13 protein-coding genes are annotated in these 18494 nt (G+C 67.3%); 2 read left to right on the top strand and 11 right to left on the bottom strand.

The features are described 5' to 3' along the window. Window positions 1-8: 8 nt before the first annotated feature. Entirely contained in the window at window positions 9-317 is a 309-nt protein-coding gene (gene rpsJ, locus DCE93_RS11555) for a 30S ribosomal protein S10 (RefSeq protein WP_017201594.1), read from the bottom strand. Window positions 318-835: 518 nt separating this feature from the next. On the opposite strand from rpsJ, the gene DCE93_RS11560 reads away from it, so the two are divergent. Continuing rightward, window positions 836-1285, top strand: coding sequence for an OsmC family protein (locus DCE93_RS11560; protein ID WP_108596008.1), 450 nt, complete (start codon window positions 836-838; stop codon window positions 1283-1285). Between the two features lie 6 nt (window positions 1286-1291). Here the strand turns inward: DCE93_RS11560 and DCE93_RS11565 are convergent, their stop codons facing one another. From DCE93_RS11565 to rpoB, 10 genes are all read right to left on the bottom strand, one after another. After that, a complete protein-coding gene (locus tag DCE93_RS11565) occupies window positions 1292-2524 on the bottom strand; it encodes an acyltransferase family protein (RefSeq protein WP_108596009.1) in 1233 nt (410 codons plus the stop codon). 139 nt (window positions 2525-2663) lie between these two features. After that, window positions 2664-3857: an elongation factor Tu gene (gene tuf, locus DCE93_RS11570; RefSeq protein ID WP_108596010.1), complete on the bottom strand. Its 1194-nt coding sequence runs from the start codon at window positions 3855-3857 to the stop codon at window positions 2664-2666. Between the two features lie 112 nt (window positions 3858-3969). Next, window positions 3970-6084, bottom strand: coding sequence for an elongation factor G (fusA, locus tag DCE93_RS11575; RefSeq protein WP_108596011.1), 2115 nt, complete (start codon window positions 6082-6084; stop codon window positions 3970-3972). A gap of 82 nt (window positions 6085-6166) precedes the next feature. After that, window positions 6167-6637 (bottom strand): 30S ribosomal protein S7, encoded by a 471-nt coding sequence (gene rpsG / locus DCE93_RS11580; RefSeq protein WP_108596012.1) that lies wholly within the window; start codon window positions 6635-6637, stop codon window positions 6167-6169. Beyond that, window positions 6637-7011, bottom strand: a complete 375-nt coding sequence (rpsL, locus tag DCE93_RS11585) for a 30S ribosomal protein S12 (RefSeq protein ID WP_108596013.1) — start codon at window positions 7009-7011, stop codon at window positions 6637-6639. Before rpsL ends, rpsG begins: the two co-directional genes overlap by 1 nt. 296 nt (window positions 7012-7307) lie before the next feature. Next, window positions 7308-8033 carry a spermidine/putrescine ABC transporter substrate-binding protein gene (locus DCE93_RS11590; RefSeq protein ID WP_338027572.1) on the bottom strand — a complete coding sequence of 242 codons (726 nt, stop codon included), beginning with the start codon at window positions 8031-8033 and terminating at the stop codon, window positions 7308-7310. Beyond that, complete coding sequence (locus tag DCE93_RS11595; RefSeq protein WP_108596014.1) at window positions 8030-8509, bottom strand: DUF6121 family protein; 480 nt, start codon at window positions 8507-8509, stop codon at window positions 8030-8032. Before DCE93_RS11595 ends, DCE93_RS11590 begins: the two co-directional genes overlap by 4 nt. Before the next feature lie 119 nt (window positions 8510-8628). Continuing rightward, window positions 8629-9657, bottom strand: a complete 1029-nt coding sequence (locus DCE93_RS11600; RefSeq protein WP_108596015.1) for a hypothetical protein — start codon at window positions 9655-9657, stop codon at window positions 8629-8631. Between the two features lie 246 nt (window positions 9658-9903). Continuing rightward, window positions 9904-13800 (bottom strand): DNA-directed RNA polymerase subunit beta', encoded by a 3897-nt coding sequence (gene rpoC, locus DCE93_RS11605; protein WP_108596016.1) that lies wholly within the window; start codon window positions 13798-13800, stop codon window positions 9904-9906. A gap of 43 nt (window positions 13801-13843) precedes the next feature. Then, entirely contained in the window at window positions 13844-17335 is a 3492-nt protein-coding gene (gene rpoB / locus DCE93_RS11610; RefSeq protein ID WP_108596017.1) for a DNA-directed RNA polymerase subunit beta, read from the bottom strand. Between the two features lie 395 nt (window positions 17336-17730). Here rpoB and DCE93_RS11615 point away from each other — a divergent pair, with 395 nt between their 5' ends. Then, window positions 17731-18483: a spermidine synthase gene (locus tag DCE93_RS11615; RefSeq protein ID WP_168186211.1), complete on the top strand. Its 753-nt coding sequence runs from the start codon at window positions 17731-17733 to the stop codon at window positions 18481-18483. Window positions 18484-18494: the final 11 nt, after the last annotated feature.

Raw genomic sequence — 18494 nt, forward strand, 5'->3', positions numbered from 1 at the left:
CTGTTACCTCAGAGCTTGATCTCGATGTTGACGTCGGCCGGCAGGTCGAGTCGCATGAGCGAGTCGACGGCCTTGGGCGTCGGGTCCACGATGTCGATGAGACGCTTGTGGGTGCGCATCTCGAAGTGCTCGCGGCTGTCTTTGTACTTGTGGGGCGAACGGATGACGCACACCACGTTCTTCTCCGTCGGAAGCGGCACGGGGCCGACGACCGTGGCGCCCGCGCGGGTCACCGTGTCGACGATCTTGCGCGCCGAGGTGTCGATGACCTCGTGGTCATACGACTTCAGTCGAATGCGGATCTTTTGTCCCGCCATTGCTGACTCTCTCTCTGTCAAGGCGTCTTACCCCTTCCGAGGGCATCGGACGCCGCGTAGCTACTCCGTGTGAAGCACCACTGTTCTTCTGTCAAAGGCCGGTGATCGAGCCTGTCGAAACCACCCGCCCGGATGCTCCGGGGCGGTGCTCTCGACACGCTCGACCTTCGAGCCCACCGAGGCGCACGCGCGCATACCTGTGTCTTTGCAGGCACAGGCCTGATGCGTGGTTGTCGGCTTGTCTGTTCTCCTGCCTGCGGCCTAGCCTGACCCCCGTGCGAACCCTGTTGGAACGGGGTGAACCGGGTGGCTATGCACTGCCTGACAGTGATCCGATCGGCGCGCACGAGTGCACGCGTTCGAAATGTTGAACTCAACGAGTTTGCCACAGTCCGGGCCACCGTGCAACCCGGGCGTGTCGCGCGCGAGCGGGTTCACAGCGAGTCGCAGGGCGAGGGATGCCTCGCGCCCCCGTGATCCGTGATGGAATCGAGCTCACGACCATGTCAGGAGACCGAATGACCGAGCACGCGCACGGGGTCGGCGAGCGGATCAGGCCGGGCAGCGTCTCGGTCACCCGCACCGGCTCACGCACCTACGAGGGCTTGAACGAGCGCGGATCGACCGTGCTCATCGGGCCCGAGGAGGTCGAGGGGCACTTCACGCCCGGTGAGCTGCTCAAGCTCGCTCTCGCCGGTTGCGCCGGCATGAGCGCTGATCGCGTCGCCGCACGCCAGCTCGGCGAGGACTTCGAGATGACGGTGTGGGCGCACGGCACCTCCGACGCCGAGAACCGCTACTCGCGCGTCGATGAAGAACTGCTCGTCGATCTCTCGGTGCTCGACGAGTCCGAGCGCGCGAAGCTCGTCGCGATCATGGTGAAGGCGATCGACCGGGGTTGCACCGTCGCGCGGAGCGTGCACGGTTGCGTCGACCTCGAGACGACGATCGACGGCACACCGGTCTGAGGCTCGTCAGTCCCGATTGCCGCGCCCGACGTCGTCACCGCGGTCGCACGCGACGCTGGGCTCGGCCGCGACGCTCGGCGCGACGACCCCTGCGCTGACGACGAGAGCGATCGCCGCGGCGATGCCGCCGAGCACGAGCGCGGGGTGCGAGCGCCGGCCGGGCGCCGGCGTGCGGAACGGATCCTCGATGAGGCGCTTGGAGAGTCCGGCGACCAGGAACGCCAGCACCACGAGCAGCACCATCAGCCACGGCGGGCTCGGCATGCCGGTGAGGTAGGGCGTGAACATGAAGATCGGCCAGTGCCACAGGTAGAGCGAGTACGACACGTCTCCCATCCACTGCACCGGCCCGAGCGCGATGAGTCGGGCGGGCGACCACGCGGCATCCGGCATGCCCGCCCAGATCACCGCGAGGGCGCCCGTCACCGGCACCAGCACGATCACCCCCGGGAAGAGTTCCGGTGAGCGGAAGACGACGATCGGCACGGCGATGAGCACGAGACCGGCCAGCGACACGGCACTGCGCAGCCGGTGCCGCCCTCGCATCGGCTCAGCGGCGAGCAGGGCGAGCAGGCCGCCCACCCCGAACTCCCATGTACGGGTCAGGGTCGAGAAGTAGGCGAGATCGGAATCCAGCGCGGTCAGCACCACGCAGTGCACGAACGACGCCGCCGTGACCGTGCCGAGCACGAGCAGCAGCACCCGCCGTGACCCCACTCCACTGCGGGCCGCGATCCAGAGCGCCACGATGAGCAGGAGCGGCCAGAAGAGGTAGAACTGCTCCTCGACCGAGAGCGACCAGTAGTGCTGCACGGGCGTCGACTCGAGATCGGCGCGGGCCGGGATCTGGGAGTCGATCGCGAGCTGCCAGTTCTCGTAGTAGAGCGCGCTCGCGACGATCTCCCTGAACCAGGCACGCCACTCCCGCTGCGGCACGAGCGCGAGGGTGAGCGCGGCGACGACGGCCAGCACTGCGACGGCGGCGGGCAGGATGCGCCGGGCTCGACGCACGTAGAACGAGCTGAGCGAGATGCGACCACGCGCCTCCGCCTCGCGGAGGAGGAGTCCGGTGATGAGGAACCCCGAGACGACGAAGAAGACGTCGACCCCCATGTACCCCGCCGGCGCCACGGCCGGCCAGCCGTGATGGAGCACGACGGCTCCGACGGCGAGCGCCCGGAGAGCTTGTATCTCTGGGCGAACCGTCGATCGCACGAATGGCTGAGGGGGAGCTGCCATCCGTTCCAGACTAGAAGCGTCGTCTGGAACCCGAAAGGGCTTGACCCGACACGAGACCGGGCCCCGGAGAGCGCTGCCGGGGTACGCGAAAGGGGCCGGGCCCGAAGGCCCGACCCCTGTCGGCGATCAGTAGGAGAACCTACTTGACGATCTTGGTGACCGTACCGGCACCCACGGTGCGTCCACCCTCGCGGATGGCGAAGCCGAGGCCCTCCTCCATGGCGATCGGCTGGATGAGCTCGACCGTCATGTCGGTGGTGTCGCCGGGCATGACCATCTCGGTGCCCTCGGGCAGCGTGATGACGCCGGTGACGTCGGTGGTGCGGAAGTAGAACTGCGGACGGTAGTTCGCGTAGAACGGGTTGTGACGCCCGCCTTCCTCCTTGGAGAGGATGTACGCGGTGCCCTCGAAGTTCGTGTGCGGGGTGACCGAGCCGGGTGCGACGACGACCTGGCCGCGCTCCACGTCTTCGCGCTTGGTGCCGCGAAGGAGCAGACCGCAGTTCTCGCCGGCCCATGCCTCGTCGAGCTGCTTGTGGAACATCTCGATGCCGGTGACCGTGGTCTTCTGCGTCGGGCGGATGCCGACGATCTCGACCTCGGAGTTGATCTTCAGCGTGCCACGCTCGGCGCGGCCCGTGACGACGGTTCCACGACCGGTGATCGTGAAGACGTCCTCGATCGGCATGAGGAAGGGCTTGTCCTTGTCGCGCACCGGGTCGGGGATCGACTCGTCGACGGCGTCCATGAGGTCGAGGACCGACTGGACCCACTTCTCGTCGCCCTCGAGCGCCTTGAGGCCCGAGACGCGCACGACGGGAGCGTTGTCGCCGTCGAAGCCCTGGCTCGAGAGCAGCTCGCGAACCTCGAGCTCGACGAGCTCGAGGATCTCTTCGTCGTCGACCATGTCGGACTTGTTGAGCGCGACGAGCAGGTAGGGCACGCCGACCTGCTTCGCGAGCAGCACGTGCTCACGCGTCTGAGCCATCGGACCGTCGGTCGCCGCGACCACGAGGATCGCGCCGTCCATCTGGGCAGCACCGGTGATCATGTTCTTGATGTAGTCGGCGTGACCCGGGGCGTCGACGTGCGCGTAGTGGCGCTTCGGCGTCTCGTACTCGACGTGCGAGATGTTGATCGTGATGCCGCGCTGGCGCTCTTCGGGAGCGGAGTCGATCGACGCGAAGTCGCGCTGCACGTTGGTGGCCGACGGGAACTTGTCGGCGAGCACCTTCGAGATCGCGGCGGTGAGCGTGGTCTTGCCGTGGTCGACGTGACCGATCGTTCCGATGTTGACGTGCGGCTTGGTCCGCTCGAACTTGGCCTTAGCCACTGTGGGTCCTCCTCAGGACTCGTGTAGAACCGCCGGGCGCTGGATTGCGACCGGTGGCCTACGGGGGTTGTGTTGATATGTTACGCGAACCGGCAGGTTCGTGCGTATCGGACTATTCGCCCTTGTTCTTCTGGACGATCTCGTCGGCCACAGCCTTCGGGACCTCCGCGTAGCTCTGGAACTCCATCGAGTACACCGCGCGACCAGAGGTCTTCGACCGAAGGTCGCCGATGTATCCGAACATCTCCGAGAGCGGGACGTGCGCACGCACGACCTTCACGCCGGCGGCATCCTCCATGGACTGGATCTGGCCGCGACGCGAGTTCAGGTCGCCGATGACGTCGCCCATGTACTCCTCAGGAGTACGGACCTCGACGGACATCAGCGGTTCGAGAAGCACGGGGTTCGCCTTGCGAGCGGCTTCCTTGAAGCCCATCGAGCCGGCGATCTTGAACGCCATCTCGGAGGAGTCGACGTCGTGCGCCGCACCGTCGAGCAGGCTCGCCTTCACGCCGACCATCGGGTAGCCCGCGAGGATGCCGTACTGCATGGCGTCGCGGAACCCGGCGTCGACCGAGGGGATGTACTCGCGCGGAACGCGGCCACCGGTGACCTTGTTCTCGAACTCGTAGATCTTGTCGCCTTCGATCTCGAGCGGCTCGAGCGCGAACTGGATCTTCGCGAACTGGCCGGAACCACCGGTCTGCTTCTTGTGGGTGTAGTCGTGCTTCTCGACCGCGCGCTTGATCGTCTCGCGGTACGCGACCTGGGGCTTGCCCACGTTGGCCTCGACGTTGAACTCGCGCTTCATGCGGTCGACCAGGATGTCGAGGTGGAGCTCGCCCATGCCCTTGATGACCGTCTGACCGGTCTCCTGGTTCTGCTCGGTGCGGAAGGTCGGGTCCTCTTCGGCGAGCTTCTGGATCGCCGTGCCGAGCTTCTCCTGGTCGGCCTTGGTCTTCGGCTCGATCGCGACCTCGATCACGGGCTCGGGGAAGGTCATCGACTCGAGCACGACCTGGTTGTTCGGGTCGCAGAGGGTGTCGCCGGTGGTGGTGTCCTTCAGGCCGATGACGGCGTAGATGTTGCCGGCGGTCACCGACTCGACGGGGATCTCCTTGTTGGCGTGCATCTGGAAGATCTTGCCGATGCGCTCCTTCTTGCCCTTGGTCGAGTTGACGACCTGGGCACCGCTGTCGAGGCGGCCGGAGTAGACGCGGACGTAGGTGAGGCGACCGAAGAACGGGTGCACGGCGACCTTGAACGCGAGGGCCGTGAACGGCTCCGTGGCGTCGGCGTGACGCATGACGACCTTCTCTTCGTCACGAGCGTCGTGCGCCTCGATGGCGGGCACGTCGAGCGGCGAGGGGAGGTAGTCGATGACGGCGTCGAGCATGGGCTGCACGCCGCGGTTCTTGAACGCCGAGCCGCAGAGCACGGGGTAGATCTCGGAGTTGACGGTGAGCTTGCGGATCGCGGCCTTGATCTCGGCGACGGTCAGCTCTTCGCCGCCGAAGTACTTCTCCATGAGCTCGTCGCTCGTCTCGGCGACGGTCTCGAGCAGCGCGGTGCGGTACTCGGCGGCCTTGTCGACGAGGTCGGCGGGGATCTCCTCGATGGCGTACTCGGCGCCCATCTTGACGTCACCCTTCGCGTCGCCGCGCCAGGTGAGCGCACGCATCTCGACGAGGTCGACGACGCCCTCGAACGAGGACTCCGACCCGATCGGGAGCTGCAGCACGAGGGGCTTCGCACCGAGGCGGTTGACGATGGTGTCGACCGTGAAGTAGAAGTCGGCACCGAGCTTGTCCATCTTGTTGACGAAGCAGATGCGCGGCACGTCGTACTTGTCGGCCTGGCGCCAGACGGTCTCGGACTGGGGCTCGACGCCCTCCTTGCCGTCGAAGACGGCGACCGCGCCGTCGAGCACTCGGAGCGAGCGCTCGACCTCGACCGTGAAGTCCACGTGGCCGGGGGTGTCGATGATGTTGATCTGGTTCTTGTTCCAGTAGCAGGTCACGGCGGCAGACGTGATCGTGATGCCGCGCTCCTTCTCCTGCTCCATCCAGTCGGTCGTCGAGGCGCCGTCGTGGGTCTCGCCGATCTTGTGGTTGACGCCCGTGTAGAACAGGATGCGCTCGGTCGTGGTGGTCTTGCCGGCATCGATGTGCGCCATGATGCCGATGTTGCGGACCTTGTTCAGGTCGGTGAGCACGTCTTGTGCCACGGGGGTTCCTCCGGAGATCAGGAAGGGAAAGAGAAGGGGGAGCGGATGCCGCATGCCGCGGCCGCGGCATCCGCTCGGCCTGCTACCAGCGGTAGTGGGCGAAGGCGCGGTTCGACTCGGCCATCTTGTGGGTGTCTTCGCGGCGCTTGACCGCGGCACCCAGGCCGTTCGATGCGTCGAGGATCTCGTTGGTGAGACGCTCGGTCATCGTCTTCTCGCGACGAGCCTTGGCGTAGCTGGTGAGCCAGCGGAGAGCCAGGGTGTTGGCGCGGTGCGGCTTGACCTCGACGGGGACCTGGTAGGTCGAGCCGCCGACGCGACGCGAACGCACCTCGAGGGTCGGGCGCACGTTGTCGAGCGCCTTCTTCAGGGTGGCGACGGCGTCTTGACCGTTCTTCTCGGCGACGTTCTCGAGCGCCTCGTACACGATGCGCTGCGCGAGGTCTTTCTTGCCGTCGATGAGGATCTTGTTGACGAGCTGGCTGACGACGGGCGAACCGTAGACCGGGTCGGCGACGACGGGGCGCTTCGGAGCGGGTCCCTTGCGAGGCATTACTTCTTCTCCATCTTCGCGCCGTACTTGCTGCGACCCTGCTTGCGGTTCTTCACGGCCTGCGTGTCGAGCGCGCCGCGGACGATCTTGTAGCGCACACCCGGAAGGTCTTTCACACGACCGCCGCGGATGAGCACCATCGAGTGCTCCTGGAGGTTGTGGCCCTCGCCGGGGATGTAGGCGGTGACCTCACTGCCGTTGGAGAGCTTCACACGGGCGACCTTGCGGAGCGCGGAGTTCGGCTTCTTCGGGGTGGTGGTGTACACACGCGTGCACACGCCGCGCTGCTGGGGGTTGGCCTTCAGGGCGGGAGCCTTGGTCTTGGTGACCTTCGGCGAGCGACCCTTTCGGACCAACTGCTGAATCGTTGGCACTGCTTCTCCTTGTTGGTGCTGCACGGTGACAGCGTTTGATGGAATTCACATCACGACCCACCAGCACTGCAGAGCTGCAGCACCTGTGAACGATGGGTATGCCGTGGGGGCGACCCGCGAGGGTGCCCATGAAGTGGTCGGATCTCCGCTGCCTGCCTCGTGTCGTCGATTCTCGCGAATGTCATGGCACGATGCAGGCACGCGTCAAAGCGCACACCGGATCAATCGTAATGCCACGTCACCCTGCGGTCAAATGACTGCGGATGCCGCCCGCCCCGTTCGCGGCCGGCCGGCCGTCAGCCGGCCCAGCCGGGGGCGTCGAGCTCGCGCTCGAGGTCGGCGAGGAGGTCTTCGACCTGCGGTTCGACGAACTCGGTGACCGCGTCGCCGATGCGCCCGCGGTGCTGGGCGAGCTCGACGCAGATGCGGCGACCGAGCTGCTTGGCGAACTCGTCGGCGAGGCGCACCTCTTCACGGAGCGCCTCCTTCTCCTCCATCGTGAAGGGCCGCGGTGCCGGTTCGAGGGCCTCGGCAGCGGCATCCGCTTCGAGGCCGCTCAGCGTGAACAGGAAGGGCTGGTCGGGCAACGGCTCGGGATCGAGGTCGAGTCCGAGGAACTCGGGGTCGAGCCCCTCCCCCGCGCGATACGGCCGCCGTGCCTTGCGCTCTTCGGCGAGCCGGATCTCACGGTGCAGCATCGGCAGGTTGCGCTCGGTGTAGTCGTCGACCGCGACGTCGATGATGCCCTTCATGCGCATCGAGAAGGCATGCTGCACGGGGTGCGGCACGTCGACGTCGAGACCGGCCGCGGCGAGGATCGGTGAGCCGAAGCACCGCGTGCAGAGGCGCACGCGGGCGCGATGCGTGCCGGGTCGCCACCGGGGCAGCCACGCCAGCCACCGGTCGACCTCGTGGCTCACCCTGGCCTCGATCGAACCCTGCATCACGTTCACGATAGCGCTGCGCCCGTCGCGCGTCACCGAACCGCCGGCGAAGGCGCGCCGACCGGCGGCTTCCGTCACTCGTCTTCGTCGCGCTCCCACGGCCAGCGCGGCCGCGCCATGCCGGCGTCACGGCCGCGTGCGACGAGCACTGCGAACGAGGCCGTCAGCGCGGCGAGCGCCGGAATGAGCAGGCCGAACCAGCCGATGCCGAAGCCCAGTCCGAACAGGAGCGCCGCCAGCAACGTGCTCGAAGCGCTCGCGATCGCATACCCGATGATCGCGACCACGACCGCGGCGAGCCACGTGCAGGCCGCGGAGACCACGACGCTCGGCGACATCCGATCGGGTCGGCGCAATGTGCCGGCAAGGGTCAGCAGCAGGGCGACGACGGATGCCCCGACCGCCGCCGGTGCCACGAAGCGCCCGGCCGCGGGGTCGGCGATCACCTCGATGCCGCCCAGCAGGCTGACGAACCCGTACGCGCAGACGACGAGCGCGAGATCGAGCGCGGCGGCGAACGAGGCGACGATCCATGCCGTGCGGCGGGGGTCCATGCCTTCGAGCGTACGCCTGGGCGAAGAGGGTCACTCGCTGCGAGCCGCCGTCACGTGGTGATCGCGAACACGACACCCGCGGCGATGAGGCGGCTCCTCGCTGCGTCGGCCGGCTCCGCTCAGTAGCGCTGCACCTGCGGACCGGCCGCGAGTTCGCGGTCGTACGCCTCGATCGCGAGACGGTTGCGTTCGGTGACCGCACGGCCCCGTGCCGCGATCCAGCCGCCGAACCAGATCGGGATCTCGCGGGCGATCACGGCCGCGACGATCGCGAAGGGGTCGAGCCAGCGCTCGGCGATGAACCCGTTCGCCTGTTCGAGGGTGAGCGTCCATGCCTGCACGGCGAGGAGCGAGCCGCCGATGTACGCGAAGTAGACGAGCACGCCGACGAGCAGGCCGAACACTGCGTAGGTCCACCAGGGACCGCGATTGATGATCGCCGCGAGCAGCGCGAACCCTGCGAAGAAGGCGACGAGCGGCACCCAGAACGTGGGCTGCACGAGGAAGTCGACGATGCCGATCGCCTCACCCGCCGGTGCGCCGTAGCTCAGATAGAGCACATAGGCGATGGCGGCGTAGAGGATCCCGAAGAGCACCGTGCCGACGAGAGCGACGAGCACGCCGAAGCCGCGGTTGCCCTTCGCCTTCGGCGGGGTCGGCGCCTGCACGTAGATCGTCTGCGGCCCGGGCTGCCGGGCGACGTAGACCGGTTCGGGAGCGTCGGCGAGGGTCGCTGCACCCGCGGTGGTGCCCGCCGTGACGGTCGCGGCCGGCACGTAGGTCTCGCGCCGAACGGCGTCTGCGGCGACCGGCGCGGGCGCCGACGAGCCGTCGGTGTCATCGATGCCGTTGGTCTCCGTCGCCGCGGAGGCGTTGGCGCGCTCGACGGCCTCGTCGAGGCGCGACGTCACCGCGAGGTCGTCGCTCCCGCCGTCGGCGGCGGCCGCGTCGGGGAGTTCCGCAGAGCGCGCCGATGCGTCGGCGTCGGCGTCGGCGTCGGACGAATCGACCGGGGCCGGCTCGTCGTACGCCCCGGTGTCGTTGACGGCGAGGGCGGGGGCAGTCTCGTCGGCGCCGGCCTGGTCATCGACCGGGCCGGTGTGCTCGTCGCGGCGCTCCGGGTCGGTTCCGGGGGTCGTGCTGCTCATGATCGCGCTCCTTCCGGGCACCCCTCGTACCCGCGGTTGGCCAACTGTAGCAAGGCGGCGCCCCGGAACCCGTCAGCGCGCACGGCGCTTCGCTCAGCCGAAGACCGCCGGTGCCCGCCTGTCACCGGCGATCAGGCACGGATGCCGCGGCATCCGTCACCCGAGCGGGCGCGCGGATGGCGCGGCATCCCCCGACACGAAACAGGGCCCCGGATCGCTCCGGGGCCCTGCTGTCGTGTTCGGCGACTAGCTGTAGTTGCCGGGGGTGAAGTCGTCGCTCGAGAACGCGTCGAAGTCGACGAAGCTCAGGTCTCCCTCGGTGAACGCCGCGTCGTCGGTGAAGATGCGGTTCGGGTAGCGCTCCGCCTTCGCCTCCTCCGTTGCCTCCACAGCGACGTTGCGGTACTTGCCGAGGCCGGTACCCGCCGGGATGAGCTTTCCGATGATGACGTTCTCCTTGAGCCCGACGAGCGGGTCGGACTTGCCCTCCATGGCGGCCTGCGTGAGCACGCGGGTCGTCTCCTGGAACGACGCGGCCGACAGCCACGACTCGGTCGCGAGCGAGGCCTTGGTGATACCCATGACCTCCTGGCGGGCCGAGGCGGTCTTCTTGCCCTCGGTCAGCGCAGTGCGGTTGATGTCGTTGTACTTCAGGCGGTCGACGAGCTCACCGGGCAGCAGGTCGGTGTCGCCGTGGTCGACGACGGTGACCTTGCGCAGCATCTGGCGCACGATGACCTCGATGTGCTTGTCGTGGATCGGCACACCCTGCGAACGGTAGACGTCCTGCACGCCGTTGACGAGGTGCTTCTGCACTTCGCGCACACCCTTGACCCGGAGGACCTCCTTCGGGTCGACGGTGCCGACGATCAGCTGCTGGCCGAGCTCGACGTGCTGTCCGTCTTCGACCAGGAGGGTCGAACGCTTGAGCACGTTGTACGCGATCGGCTCGTCGCCGTTGTCGGGCGTGAGGATGACCTTGCGCTGCTTGTCGGTCTCGTCGATCGTGATGCGACCCGGGGCCTCGACGATGGGCGACGCACCCTTGGGGGTACGCGCCTCGAAGAGCTCCTGCACGCGGGGCAGACCCTGCGTGATGTCGTCGGCCGAGGCCGAACCACCGGTGTGGAAGGTACGCATCGTCAGCTGCGTGCCGGGCTCACCGATCGACTGGGCCGCGATGATGCCGACGGCCTCGCCGATGTCGACGAGCTTGCCGGTCGCGAGCGAACGGCCGTAGCACTTCGCGCAGACACCGACGGCGGACTCGCAGGTGAGCACGGAGCGCACCTTGATCGTCTCGACGCCCGCGGCGATGAGCTCGTTGATGAGCACGTCGCCGACGTCGGAGCCGCCCTCGGCCACGACCTCGCCCTTGGCGCTGACCGCGTCGGCGGCGAGGCTGCGGGCGTAGACCGCGTTCTCGACGTTCGGGTCGCGCACGAGCGCCCCCGAGGCATCCGTCGTCGCGATCGGCAGCTCGAGTCCCTTGGTCGTGCCGCAGTCGTCTTCGCGGATGATCACATCTTGCGAGACGTCGACGAGACGACGCGTGAGGTAGCCCGAGTCGGCCGTACGGAGGGCCGTGTCGGCCAGACCCTTGCGGGCACCGTGGGTCGCGATGAAGTACTCGGCGACCGAGAGGCCCTCGCGGTAGCTCGAGATGATCGGGCGAGGGATGATCTCACCCTTCGGGTTGTTCACGAGGCCTCGCATGCCGGCGATGTTGCGCACCTGCAGCCAGTTACCACGAGCGCCCGACGTCACCATGCGGTTGATGGTGTTGTCGGTCGGGAAGTTCTCCTGCATGGCCTTGGCGACCTCGTCGGTGGCCTTGGTCCAGATCTGGATGAGCTCCTGGCGACGCTCGAGGTCGGTGGTCAGACCCTTCTCGAACTGGCCCTGGACCTTGGCGGCCTGCTTCTCGTACTTCGAGACGATCTCGCCCTTGTTGGGCGGCGTCAGGATGTCGGAGAGCGCGACGGTCACGCCCGAACGGGTCGCCCAGCGGAAGCCGGCGTCCTTGATCCGGTCGAGGGTCGCGGCGACCTCGGTCTTCGGGTAGCGCTCGGCGAGGTCGTTGACGATCTCGGAGATCTGCGACTTGCCCGCCTGCGCGTTCACGTAGGGGTAGTCCACCGGCAGCGCCTCGTTGAAGAGCGCACGCCCGAGGGTCGTCTCGAGCAGGTAGGGCTTGCCCGGCACGAAGTTCTCGGGGGTCTCGCCCTCGGCGAAGTGCAGCCCCTCGAGGCGGATCTTCACCGTGGCACCGAGGTCGAGCGCGATCTCGCCCGGACGGTTCTGGTCGAACGCGAGGATGGCCTCGGCGATCGACGAGAATGCACGACCCTCACCCGCTGCGCCGGGCTTGCCCGTCGTCAGGTGGTGCAGGCCGATGATCATGTCCTGCGTGGGCAGGGTCACCGGGCGGCCGTCGGACGGCTTCAGGATGTTGTTCGAGGCGAGCATCAGGATGCGGGCCTCGGCCTGCGCCTCCACCGAGAGGGGAAGGTGCACGGCCATCTGGTCGCCGTCGAAGTCCGCGTTGAACGCAGCACACACGAGCGGGTGGAGCTGGATCGCCTTGCCCTCGACGAGCTGCGGCTCGAACGCCTGGATGCCGAGGCGGTGCAGCGTCGGTGCACGGTTCAGCAGCACCGGGCGCTCGCGGATGATCTCCTCGAGCACGTCCCAGACCTGCGGACGCGAACGCTCGACCATGCGCTTGGCGGCCTTGATGTTCTGAGCGTGGCTCAGGTCGATCAGGCGCTTGATGACGAACGGCTTGAAGAGCTCGAGCGCCATCTGCTTGGGCAGACCGCACTGGTGCAGCTTCAGCTGCGGGCCGACGACGATGACCGAACGGCCCGAGTAGTCGACGCGCTTGCCGAGCAGGTTCTGGCGGAAGCGACCCTGCTTTCCCTTGAGCATGTCGCTCAGGGACTTCAGGGCGCGGTTGCCGGTGCCGGTGACGGGACGACCGCGACGGCCGTTGTCGAACAGTGCGTCGACGGCCTCCTGCAGCATCCGCTTCTCGTTGTTGACGATGATCTCAGGAGCACCGAGGTCGAGCAGACGACGAAGACGGTTGTTGCGGTTGATCACACGACGGTAGAGGTCGTTGAGGTCGGAGGTCGCGAAGCGGCCACCGTCGAGCTGCACCATCGGGCGGAGCTCGGGCGGGATGACCGGCACGACGTCGAGCACCATCGCGGCCGGCGAGTTGCCGGTCTGCAGGAAGGAGCTGACGACGCGCAGGCGCTTGATCGCGCGGATCTTCTTCTGGCCCTTGCCCTCGGCGATCTGCAGGCGCAGGTCTTCCGCCTCGGCGGCCAGGTCGAAGGCCTCGAGGCGCTTCTTGATGGCCTCGGCGCCCATGTAGGCGTCGAAGTACATGCCGAAGCGGTCTTGGAGCTCGTGGAACACCGAGTCCTCGGGCTTGAGGTCGCCGACCTTGAGGGTGCGGAAGTCCTCCCACACGCGCTCGAGGTGCGCGATCTGCTCGTCTCCCGACTTGCGGACCTGCGTCATCTCCTTGTCGGCTGCGGCCTCTGCGCGCTTCTTCTGGTCGCTCTTGGCGCCTTCGGCCTCGAGCTGCTCGAGCTCGGACTCCTTGCGCTTCATGAGCTCGGCGATGCGGGCGTCGCGCTGGTCGCCGATGGTCTTGATCTCGAGCCGGAGCTCGTTCTCGAGGCCGGGCATGTCGGCGTGACGACCCTCGTCGTCGACGTCGATGACCATGTACGCGGCGAAGTAGATGACCTTCTCGAGGTCTTTCGGCGCCATGTCGAGCAGGTAGCCGAGACGGCTCGGCACACCCTTGAAGTACCAGATGTGCGTGACCGGCGCGGCGAGCTCGATGTGGCCCATGCGCTCACGGCGGACGGAGGACTTGGTGACCTCCACGCCGCAGCGCTCGCAGACGATGCCCTTGAAGCGCACCCGCTTGTACTTGCCGCAGGCGCACTCCCAGTCGCGGCTCGGGCCGAAGATCTGCTCACCGAACAGACCGTCCTTCTCGGGCTTCAGGGTGCGGTAGTTGATGGTTTCGGGCTTCTTGACCTCACCGTAGGACCACTTGCGGATGTCCTCTGCGGTGGCCAGGCCGATGCGAAGCTCGTCAAAAGTCGTTGCGTCGAGCAATTTCTCTCCTTGGAAAGTCTCTGGAATCGTCTACTGGCCTGGCTTAGATCTCGTCGATGTTCGACGACTCGAAGCGCGCGGAGATGTTGATGCCGAGCTCTTCCGCAGCGCGGAAGGCCTCGTCGTCGGTGTCGCGGAGCGAGACCGCGGTGCCGTCGGCCGAGAGCACCTCGACGTTCAGGCAGAGCGACTGCATCTCCTTCATGAGCACCTTGAACGACTCGGGGATGCCGGGCTCCTGGATGTTCTCGCCCTTGACGATCGCCTCGTAGACCTTCACGCGGCCGAGGATGTCGTCGGACTTGATCGTCAGGAGCTCCTGGAGCGCGTATGCGGCGCCGTAGGCCTGGAGCGCCCAGACCTCCATCTCACCGAATCGCTGGCCACCGAACTGCGCCTTACCACCGAGCGGCTGCTGGGTGATCATCGAGTACGGGCCCGTCGAACGCGCGTGGATCTTGTCGTCGACGAGGTGGTGCAGCTTCAGGATGTACATGTAGCCGACCGAGACCGGGTACGGGAAGGGCTCGCCGGAACGACCGTCGAAGAGCTGCGTCTTGCCGCTCGAATCGATGAGCCGCTCGCCGTCGCGGTTGGGGAGCGTCGAGTCGAGCAGACCCGCGATCTCCTCCTCGAGCGCGCCGTCGAACACCGGGGTCGCGACCTTGGTGCCGGGCGCGGCCTCGTGCGCTTCCTTCGGGAGCTTCTTGGCCCACGACGGGTTGCCCTCGACCTTCCAGCCCTGCTTGGCGACCCATCCGAGGTGGGTCTCCAGCACCTGGCCGAAGTTCATGCGGCCGGGGATGCCGAGCGGGTTCAGGATGACGTCGACGGGAGTGCCGTCGGCGAGGAACGGCATGTCCTCGACCGGCAGGATCTTCGAGATGACGCCCTTGTTGCCGTGGCGGCCGGCGAGCTTGTCGCCCTCGGTGATCTTGCGCTTCTGGGCGATGTAGACGACCACGCGCTGGTTGACGCCCGAGCCGAGCTCGTCGTCGCCGTCTTGCGAGTCGAACACCTTGACGGCGATGATCGTGCCCTGCTCACCGTGGGGCACCTTCAGCGAGGTGTCGCGAACCTCGCGGCTCTTCTCGTTGAAGATGGCACGGAGCAGGCGCTCCTCAGCGGAGAGCTCGGTCTCGCCCTTCGGCGTGACCTTGCCGACGAGGATGTCGCCGGGGCGCACCTCTGCACCGATGCGGATGATGCCGCGCTCGTCGAGGTCGGCCAGCAGGTCGGGGCTGACGTTCGGGAGATCACGGGTGATCTCCTCCTTGCCGAGCTTCGTGTCGCGGGCGTCGACCTCGTACTCCTCGATGTGGATCGACGAGAGCACGTCGTCTTTCACGAGGTTCTGGCTGAGGATGATCGCGTCCTCGAAGTTGTGACCCTCCCACGGCATGAACGCCACGAGGAGGTTCTTTCCGAGGGCGAGTTCGCCGTTGTCGGTCGCAGGACCGTCGGCCACGACCTCGCCGGCCTCGACGCGGTCGCCCGTGTTCACGAGCACGCGGTTGTTGTACGAGGTGCCCTGGTTGGAGCGGTCGAACTTGCGCAGGAAGTAGGTCTGCGTGCCGCCCTCGTCGAGCTGCACGGTGACCGAGTCGGCCGAGACCTCGGTGACGACGCCCGCCTTGTCGGCGGTGACCACGTCACCCGCGTCGATCGCGGCGTAGCCCTCCATGCCGGTGCCGACGAACGGCGAGTCGCTGCGCAGCAGCGGCACCGCCTGACGCTGCATGTTCGCACCCATGAGGGCGCGGTTCGCGTCGTCGTGCTCGAGGAACGGGATGAGCGAGGTGCCGACCGAGACCATCTGGCGCGGCGAGACGTCCATGTAGCCGATCTGCTCGGCGGGGAACAGGTCGACCTCGCCGCCCTTCTTGCGGGCGAGCACGCGCTCTTCGGCGAAGTGCGAGTCCTTCGTCAGCGGGGCGTTGGCCTGCGCGACGATGTACTCCTCTTCTTCCATGGCGGTGAGGTAGTCGATCTGCTCGGTGACCCTGCCGGCCTCGACCTTGCGGTACGGCGTCTCGATGAAGCCGAACGAGTTGATGCGCGCGAACGACGCGAGCGAACCGATGAGGCCGATGTTCGGGCCTTCCGGGGTCTCGATCGGGCACATGCGGCCGTAGTGCGAGGGGTGGACGTCACGAACCTCGACGCCCGCGCGGTCACGCGAGAGACCGCCGGGGCCGAGCGCCGAAAGGCGGCGCTTGTGGGTCAGGCCCGCGAGCGGGTTGTTCTGGTCCATGAACTGCGACAGCTGCGAGGTGCCGAAGAACTCCTTGATCGCCGCGACGACGGGTCGCACGTTGATCAGGGTCTGCGGGGTGATCGCCTCGATGTCCTGCGTGGTCATGCGCTCGCGGACGACGCGCTCCATGCGGCTGAGGCCGGTGCGCACCTGGTTCTGGATGAGCTCGCCCACCGCACGGATGCGGCGGTTGCCGAAGTTGTCGATGTCGTCGACGTCGAGGCGCAGCTCGACCGCCTTGCCGGCGCGGCGGCCGGGCAGGGTGGTGCGCTCGTCGTGCAGGGCGACCAGGTACTTGATCGTGGCGACGATGTCTTGGACCGTCAGCACCGAGTCGGTGAGGGGAGCCTCGAGCCCGAGCTTGTTGTTGATCTTGTACCGGCCGACCTTGGCGAGGTCGTAGCGCTTCGGGTTGAAGTAGAAGTTGTCGAGGAGCGCACGCGCGGCCTCGGCGGCGACCTGCTCGCCCGGACGGAGCTTGCGGTAGATGTCCTTGAGCGCCTCTTCCTTCGTGAGGATGTTGTCCTTCTCGAGGGTGAGGGCGATCGACTCGTATCCGGCGAACTCCTCGAGGATCTCCTCGGAGGTCAGGCCGAGGGCCTTGAGGAACACGGTGACCGACTGCTTGCGCTTGCGGTCGATGCGAACGCCGACCTGGTCGCGCTTGTCGATCTCGAACTCGAGCCAGGCACCGCGGCTCGGGATGACGCGAGCCGAGTAGATGTCCTTGTCGGAGGTCTTCTCGGGGGTGCGCTCGAAGTAGACGCCCGGCGAACGCACGAGCTGCGAGACGACGACACGCTCGGTGCCGTTGATCACGAAGGTGCCCTTGGGGGTCATCAGCGGGAAGTCGCCCATGAAGACGGTCTGCGTCTTGATCTCACCCGTGAGGTGGTTCATGAACTCCGCGTTCACGTACAGCGGTGCGGAGTAGGTCTTGGACTTCTCCTTGCACTCGTCGATCGTGTACTTCGGAGGCTCGAGCTCAGGGTTGGTGAACGAGAGCTGCATGGTCTCGCCGAGGTCTTCGATCGGCGAGATCTCCTCGAAGATCTCCTCGAGACCGGTGGTCTCGGGCAGGTCTTGACGACCGGCCGCCTTGCCATCGGCGAGGCGTGACTTCCATGCCTCGTTGCCGACGAGCCAGTCGAAGCTCTCAGTCTGAAGAGCCAGCAGGTCGGGTACCGTGAGGGTATCTGTGACCTTGGCGAACGAGAGACGGCTTGCACCGCGTCCGTTCTTGGGAGTGGGCGTGGTTGCGTTGCGCGCAGCAGCCAAGTGAATAACCTCCATGGCCCCGTCGGGCCGGTTCACTGTCGTAGCGGAGAGTGGAACCCCTCAGACGAATGCGGATGTCGAAGACCTCAGGATCTCGACACGCACGGGAAGCCGACCGCAATATGAAGGCAGGGTGGGTCTGGGAGCGCAAAGGTTAACTATATGTCGCCGAAGGTGACATGTCCAGTCGATTCTTGATTTGTCTGCGATTCTCCGGTATAACCCGATTTCGACCCTCCCGGGGGCCCGGGATTCCGGGCGGCAGAACCCGTCGAGGGCCGAGCGGCGGGCCGCTCGGCGCCCGTGCGTCGATCCGTTCCGCGGCGGCGTTCGCGGCGGTTCCCAAGGCGTCATCCGGGGCATCGGCCACGACGCATCCGTGGCACGATGCAGGCATGGAGCCGCGCATCGAGTTCGAGAGCGACGTGTTCTCGTCGACGGGCCTGACCCTGCTCGTCGACGGCACCGCGCAGTCGCATGTCGACCCGATCGACCCCACCCGCCTCTTCTTCGAGTACACCCGCCGCCTCGGCCACGTCGTCGACGCGCTCGGCACGCCGGGCGCCCGGCTTCGCGTGCTGCACCTCGGCGGCGGCGCCCTCACGCTCCCCCGGTACGTCGCAGCGACCCGGGCCCGCTCGGCGCAGCTCGTCGTCGAACTCGACGCCGAGATGCTCGACGCGGTGCTCGATCGACTGCCGCTGCCGGCCGGTGAACCCATCGAGCGCGTCGTCGGCGACGCGGCATCCGTCATCGACACCCTCTCCCCCGGCTTCGACGTCGTCATCGTCGATCTCTACAGCCGGCTCGAGCCGCCCGACTTCGTCGACACCGTGCCGTTCATGGGCACCTGTCTGCGCCTGCTCGCCCCCGGGGGCGTGCTCGCGGTGAACGTGGCGGATGCGGCCGGCCTCACCCGCTTGCGGAGCCAGGCTCGCGCGATCGCCCGCGCCGACCCCGCCGCCGCGCTCCTCGTCGCCGGCGACCCGGGCGTGCTCTCCGGCGCGGAAGAGGGCAACTCCGTGCTCGTCGCCGCACCCGGCGGGATGCCCGGCGGCATCCGCGACCGGCTGCTCACCCAGGGGCCGCATCCGGCGGGCGTGCTCGACGGCGCCCGGCTCGACTTCGTGCTCTGGGGCGCCTGCTAGCCGGCATGCGC

This window comes from Agromyces badenianii, from assembly GCF_003070885.1.
Classification (GTDB): Bacteria; Actinomycetota; Actinomycetes; order Actinomycetales; family Microbacteriaceae; genus Agromyces; species Agromyces badenianii.

What these genes read in the sequence shown, in the direction of transcription:
- rpsJ (WP_017201594.1), bottom strand. Translation starts at nt 317, where the DNA reads ATGGCGGGACAAAAGATCCGCATTCGACTGAAGTCGTATGACCACGAG.
- DCE93_RS11560 (WP_108596008.1), top strand. Translation starts at nt 836, where the DNA reads ATGACCGAGCACGCGCACGGGGTCGGCGAGCGGATCAGGCCGGGCAGC.
- DCE93_RS11565 (WP_108596009.1), bottom strand. Translation starts at nt 2,524, where the DNA reads ATGGCAGCTCCCCCTCAGCCATTCGTGCGATCGACGGTTCGCCCAGAG.
- rpsG (WP_108596012.1), bottom strand. Translation starts at nt 6,637, where the DNA reads ATGCCTCGCAAGGGACCCGCTCCGAAGCGCCCCGTCGTCGCCGACCCG.
- DCE93_RS11595 (WP_108596014.1), bottom strand. Translation starts at nt 8,509, where the DNA reads ATGGACCCCCGCCGCACGGCATGGATCGTCGCCTCGTTCGCCGCCGCG.
- DCE93_RS11600 (WP_108596015.1), bottom strand. Translation starts at nt 9,657, where the DNA reads ATGAGCAGCACGACCCCCGGAACCGACCCGGAGCGCCGCGACGAGCAC.
- DCE93_RS11615 (WP_168186211.1), top strand. Translation starts at nt 17,731, where the DNA reads ATGGAGCCGCGCATCGAGTTCGAGAGCGACGTGTTCTCGTCGACGGGC.